The organism is Corynebacterium sp. UMB10119B (genome assembly GCF_030228125.1).
Lineage (GTDB): Bacteria > Actinomycetota > Actinomycetes > Mycobacteriales > Mycobacteriaceae > Corynebacterium > Corynebacterium pseudogenitalium.
In genome coordinates, this window is sequence record NZ_JASPBG010000028.1 from 1 (window position 1) to 5,729 (window position 5,729).

Annotated in this window: 6 protein-coding genes and 1 tRNA gene; 3 read left to right on the forward strand and 4 right to left on the reverse strand. The window is 58.5% G+C overall.

From position 1 onward, the window contains the following. Positions 1-146 precede the first annotated feature (146 nt). From QP802_RS11045 to pgm, 4 genes are all read right to left on the reverse strand, one after another. Positions 147-219: transfer RNA gene (locus QP802_RS11045), tRNA-Ala, on the reverse strand. A gap of 85 nt (positions 220-304) precedes the next feature. Then, entirely contained in the window at positions 305-1,033 is a 729-nt protein-coding gene (locus QP802_RS11050) for a DsbA family protein (RefSeq protein WP_284818887.1), read from the reverse strand. A gap of 53 nt (positions 1,034-1,086) precedes the next feature. Continuing rightward, complete coding sequence (locus QP802_RS11055; protein WP_256005440.1) at positions 1,087-1,557, reverse strand: MauE/DoxX family redox-associated membrane protein; 471 nt, start codon at positions 1,555-1,557, stop codon at positions 1,087-1,089. A gap of 11 nt (positions 1,558-1,568) precedes the next feature. Next, positions 1,569-3,224, reverse strand: a complete 1,656-nt coding sequence (gene pgm, locus QP802_RS11060; RefSeq protein WP_284818888.1) for a phosphoglucomutase (alpha-D-glucose-1,6-bisphosphate-dependent) — start codon at positions 3,222-3,224, stop codon at positions 1,569-1,571. A 169-nt stretch (positions 3,225-3,393) separates the two neighbouring features. Between pgm and QP802_RS11065 the strand changes: the two genes are divergently transcribed. The 3 genes from QP802_RS11065 to QP802_RS11075 are packed head-to-tail and all read left to right on the forward strand — an operon-like array spanning position 3,394 to position 5,555. After that, positions 3,394-4,812, forward strand: a complete 1,419-nt coding sequence (locus QP802_RS11065; protein ID WP_070478264.1) for an alanine/glycine:cation symporter family protein — start codon at positions 3,394-3,396, stop codon at positions 4,810-4,812. Positions 4,813-4,833: 21 nt separating this feature from the next. Then, positions 4,834-5,205 carry a CrcB family protein gene (locus QP802_RS11070; protein WP_284818890.1) on the forward strand — a complete coding sequence of 124 codons (372 nt, stop codon included), beginning with the start codon at positions 4,834-4,836 and terminating at the stop codon, positions 5,203-5,205. Continuing rightward, the gene (locus QP802_RS11075) at positions 5,205-5,555 is read left to right on the forward strand and encodes a fluoride efflux transporter FluC (protein WP_284818891.1); all 351 of its coding nucleotides are present in this window, start codon (positions 5,205-5,207) and stop codon (positions 5,553-5,555) included. The genes QP802_RS11070 and QP802_RS11075 overlap by 1 nt, the downstream gene beginning before the upstream one ends. Positions 5,556-5,729: the final 174 nt, after the last annotated feature.

The window sequence follows — 5,729 nt, forward strand, 5'->3', positions numbered from 1 at the left end:
CCCGAGCCCCGAAAAAGCACACATATTGTCGCTTAAGTCGACACGCCGAGAAAAGCACACATTTTGTCGCTTAACCCTACCTTTCATAACAACAAAAAAGCTCCCCACCGGTTTTGTAATCAAACCAATGGGGAGCTGTCCTCTTGTGGAGCTAACGGGATTCGAACCCGTGACCCCCACACTGCCAGTGTGGTGCGCTACCAACTGCGCCATAGCCCCTTGAACTCTTACGAGCTTTCATCACCATACACGTGAAGAGAGCCTGGCCACAAATCATGCAGCCAGGCCCCACGCGGACATACAATTAGCTGTTCGCGACGGTATCGACCCAGTTGTTGATCTCGCCTTCAACGTCCTTGCCGTCAACCATGACGCGCGGAGTCCCCGCCTCACCGCCGCGCTCTTGCTGCAACTTCAAGTTACCGTTCGACATTGCGCGCGCAGCATCGTAATAGGTCTTATCACGGATATCCTGTACCGCCTTGTCGCTCGCGCCGTAGTCGCGGGCCAGGTCAGCGAGGTCGTCGTCGGTCACCTTCGAGTACACGTCCCTCTGATTCACCATCAGGTGGTCGCGGAGGTTCATCATCGCCGCCGGCTCATCATTAGCGACGAGTGCCAGCTCCGCAGCCAGCCCCATCGTGGAGTGACCGTTGGTCAGGCCATCGAGCGTCACCATCGGGCGCAGCTCGACCTCAATCTTGCCCTCGCGCAGCTTCTCGAACATCTGCTCATCCGTCGCTACCGCCAGATCTGCACAGTGTGGGCACGAAAAGTCCTCGTACAGCTCGGCCATCGGGGCGTCGTCGACACCTTCGGCTGCGAGACGAATGAAGTGATCGTCCTCGTTCCAGCTGACAGTGATGCCGCTGGTGTCAATCATGTTCTCGGCCATGGCGGCCTCGCGGCCCTTCTTGCCGTTGACGAAAATCAGGCCGATCACAAGCGCCGCGATCGCAATCACTGCAACGATTGCCCAGATGAACCCTGCACCGTTCTTCTCGTTCGGGTTCTTCACCTTACGGGTAGTCACGTATTTACTCCTTGACGTTGGAAATTGCCCAACAGCTTAATCGCTGGATGAGGCTATGGATAAATCGCAAACTTCTTGTACGGCACATAAATCATGAACAAGGTCGCCGCGATCAAGACAAAGTCACGCAGGATCGTCTCAATGAGGTTCGTGCCTTCATCTGACGGCTGCGGGCCAAAGCACCCACAGTCGATGACCAGCCCTCGCGACCACGCCGAGTACATCCCGATGATGAACAGCACCAGGACCCCGATCGAGACCCAGCCGCATTCGCGCAGCTTGATGCCAGCCAGCAGGAGCAGCCCACCGGCGAGCTCCAGCGGACCAATCCACTGCGCCAAAATATTCGACCACTCATGGGTGAAAATCTCGTACGCAATGATGTTTTGCGTCACTTCCATATGGGCGCCAATCTTGGTCCACCCGGCGACAATCCACACAGCCGCCAGCCCAAATCGCGCCGCAGCCGACGCGATTTCCAGCAGCTTGCCTCTTGCCTGTTTGGTCTCGTGTGTCTCAGTCACGATTGGCCATTCTATCCGAGCACCTGCGCAACAAGCTCTTTCGCAGCCTGCTGCACCTGCGCCAAATGCTCCTTGCCCTTGAAACTCTCGGCGTAAATCTTGTACTTGTCCTCCGTACCCGATGGTCGCGCCGCGAACCAGGCGTTTTCCGTGGTGACCTTCAGGCCGCCAATCGGTGCACCGTTGCCTGGTGCCTCGGTCAGCTTCGCGGTGATTGGTTCACCAGCCAGCTCGGTCGCGGTGACTTGCTCCGGGGAGAGCGCCTTCAGCGTCGCCTTCTGCTCGCGGTTCGCCGGGGCATCAATACGAGCGTATGCCGGGGAGCCGAACTTCTCAGCGAGCTCAGCGTAGCGTTGCGACGGCGTCTTCCCCGTCACAGCTGTAATCTCCGCCGCGAGCAAATCCAGAATCAGGCCGTCCTTATCAGTCGACCACACCGTGCCATCCTTCCGCAGGAAGGACGCACCCGCGGATTCTTCGCCGCCGAAGCCAACGGTGCCGTCGATAAGCCCTGGCACGAACCACTTAAAGCCAACCGGGACCTCTACAAGCTTGCGCCCGAGCGATGCCACTACACGGTCAATCATCGACGAGGACACCAGCGTCTTGCCAACTGCGGTGTTGTCCGCCCAGCCCTCGCGATGCGAGAACAGGTACTCAATCGCGACGGCGAGGTAATGGTTCGGGTTCATCAGGCCGGCGTCCGGCGTGACGATCCCGTGGCGGTCCGAGTCAGCGTCGTTGCCGGTAGCGATGTCATACTTGTCACGATTGTGCACCAGCGACGCCATCGAGTCCGGCGAGGAGCAATCCATGCGAATCTTGCCATCAGTGTCGAGCGTCATGAAACGCCAGGTCGGATCGACCTCCGGGTTCACCACGGTCATATTCAGGCCGTGCTTCTCAGCGATTGCACCCCAATAATCGACGCTCGCTCCGCCCATCGGATCAGCGCCGATGCTCAGACCGGATTCACGAATCGCCGCAATGTCGACGACGTTCGGCAAGTCATTGATGTAGTTATTCAGGTAGTCATAGCGCTGCGCACGCTCATCGAGCACACCAGACGCCGCGGAGCGCTTCACGCCCTCCAAACCGTTTGCGATGTACTCGTTCGCCCGCTTCGCAATCCAGTCAGTCGCGTCCGTGTCAGCCGGACCACCCGACGGCGGGTTGTACTTGAAACCACCATCACGCGGGGGATTGTGCGACGGCGTAATCACAATGCCGTCCGCGCGCTTCGGATCAGTACCCGTGACCCCGCCAGAAAGCTTCGCGTTGTGCGACAAGATTGCGTGCGACACCGCCGGAGTCGGTGTGTAACGCCCAGCGGCGTCAACAAGCACCTCAACCCCATTGCCAAACAGCACCTCAAGCGCGGAGACCATCGCCGGCTCAGACAACGCGTGCGTATCGCGCCCGATGAAGACCGGACCGCCAATGTTTTGCTCACGACGGTAGTCGACGATCGCCTGCGTAGTCGCCAGAATATGCACCTCATTAAACGCGTTATCAAGCGAAGAACCACGGTGACCCGAGGTACCAAACACCACCTGCTGGTCAGGATTGTGCGGGTCTACATCACGGGTGTAGTAAGCAGTCACCAACGACGCAATATCGATCAAATCTTCCGGGCGGGCAATCTGGCCAGCACGTTCATGAGCCATACGACAACATCCTTTCGAATACGTTCACACCCATCTTTCCCTTTTTTGGAAACTTCCGCCAGAAAAATCGTACAAACCGTGTACACACGGAAGGTTATGTGTCTATTATCTCAATCACGTTATCGGGAGAAAGGTAACCTGGCCCACACCCTATTGCGAAAGGATCACGATGGCTGCGCAACTCAACGAAACCCTCGGTACGATCGCCTCGTTCGTCTGGGGCCCATTCCTGCTCATCCCGCTGCTGCTCGGCACGGGCCTCTTCCTGACCGTCCGAATGGGTGGCATCCAGTTCCGCACACTAGGCCGCGCAACCCGCCACGCGTTCGTCGATAAAAATGAAGAAGGCTCCGGCGACATCAGCAACTACCAGGCCTTAACGACGGCCCTCGCCGCAACAGTCGGCACCGGCAACATCGTCGGCGTAGCCACCGCGATCTCGATCGGTGGGCCGGGCTCCCTGCTCTGGATCTGGGTCACAGGCATCGTCGGTATGGCGTCGAAATACTCCGAGGCCTACCTCGGCGTCCGCTTCCGCACCACCGACGACAAAGGACGCCAACAAGGCGGACCACACGAGTACCTCCGCCGCGGAATCCCGGGCCCGCTGGGGTCCGTGCTCGCGGTCGCGTTCATGCTCTTTACTATCTTCGCGTCTTTCGGCATCGGTAACCTCACCCAGGGCAACTCCATCGCTGCAGGCATGCAGGAAGCGTTCGGCATCGAACCTACTGTCTCCGGCATCCTGATCTTCATTGGCGTCGGCGCAGCCATCTTGGGTGGTATTGAAGGCATCGGCAAGATCACGGCAGCGTTCGTTCCCCTGATGATTGTTCTCTACGTCGGTGGCGGCATCGTCGCGCTCGCTTTGATGGCAGACCAGATCCCTGCAGCTATCTCTCTCATCTTCCACGACGCGTTCACCGGCTCAGCCGCGACCGGTGGCTTCGTCGGCTCCACCATCATGATGGCAATCCAGTTCGGTGTTGCCCGCGGCATCTTCTCCAACGAGTCTGGCATGGGCTCTGCAGCAATCGCCGCTGCGGCAGCGAAGACCCAGCACCCCACCCGCCAAGCGCTGGTATCCATGACCCAGACGTTCATTGACACCCTGATCGTTGTTACCATCACTGGCCTTGTCATCGTAACCTCCGGGACCTGGGACATGGGACGTGACGAAGCAGCAGTCATGACCGCACGCGGCTTCTCGACGGTCCTGCCAGGCACCTGGGGCGGCGACATCGTCTCCGTTTCCCTCATCTTCTTCGCATTCTCTACGATCCTGGGCTGGTCCTACTACGGCGAACGCGCCGCAACCGCCCTCTTCGGCCAGTGGGCTTCATTGCCATACAAGATGTTCTTTACCGCCGTAGCGTTCCTCGGCGCCACCACGCACCTCGAACTCGTATGGACGTTCTCCGACCTGGCGAACGGCCTCATGGCAATCCCGAATCTCATCGGTCTACTGCTGCTTTCCGGGCTCGTCGCCCGTGAGACTCGCGAGTACCTCAAATTCGATCCGAAGCTTCGCCGTAGCCCCGAGGAGGTTGCAGTATTTGTAAAGCAGCAAGGCATGAATTGGGAGTAAGCGCACTAGTAGACTTCTGGTGTGCAATTACAAAACATTGAGTCGAATGAGCCCCTCGCAGTAGGCGTCGGAGCTGGCACGGGAGCACTTACACGCTACGTGCTTACAGCGGGACTCCTTGCGGTGCTGCCTGCAGCACCGCATTACGCTTTTCTGGTCACGCTTGGCATCAACGTCTTGGGCAGCTACGCAATGGGTTACTTCCGACCAGGCCCATTACTCGGCACAGGTTTCCTCGGAGGCTTCACGACGTTCTCCGCCCTCACCGTCGCCGCATCGCAAACGACTGCAATCACTGCGTTCATCTACGTACTCACCAGCGTTGTCCTCTGCATCGCTGGCTGGTGGGCTGGCGACGCCATGCGTGAGTGCAAGGAGGCAGGTGATCGATAGTGTTTATTGACCCAATTGCCATCCCTGCAGTGTTCTTTGGCGGCGCGTTAGGCGGCGCCGCACGGTGGTGGATTAGTTCCGCCCTCCCACCGCGCAAGGGCACCTTCACTGCCAACGCTGCTGCATCCATGGTCCTCGGATTTACAGTCGCAATGGCGCCAATGTGGGCAGTGTTCATTGGAACGGGATTTGCTGGTGCGCTCTCTACATGGTCAACGCTCGCCAAAGAAGCAGGAATGCTGCTCAAAGAGCGCAGGTACGCACCATGCGCAAAGTATCTGTTGTGGACGCTCGCCGTCGGCGTTGCGTTCGCAGGGCTAGGCGCTATGCGCGGTAACGCGGCATTTTAGACGATACAAAGCTCTGCAAATACTTTTGGTGTGTTGTCTGTGGATCAGAATTGGTAACCGGCCACACACAACCATCCCCTTGTTGTTTGTTGTGTGGGGGTGCACAAAAAAGAGTGTGGTGGGTACCACCACCCCCAACAACGGGAATAATGGAACCCACCACACACAAGAAAA

Bases quoted from the DNA above. Each gene is read 5' to 3' on its own strand.
- pgm (WP_284818888.1), bottom strand. From the start codon at position 3,224: ATGGCTCATGAACGTGCTGGCCAGATTGCCCGCCCGGAAGATTTGATC.
- QP802_RS11065 (WP_070478264.1), top strand. From the start codon at position 3,394: ATGGCTGCGCAACTCAACGAAACCCTCGGTACGATCGCCTCGTTCGTC.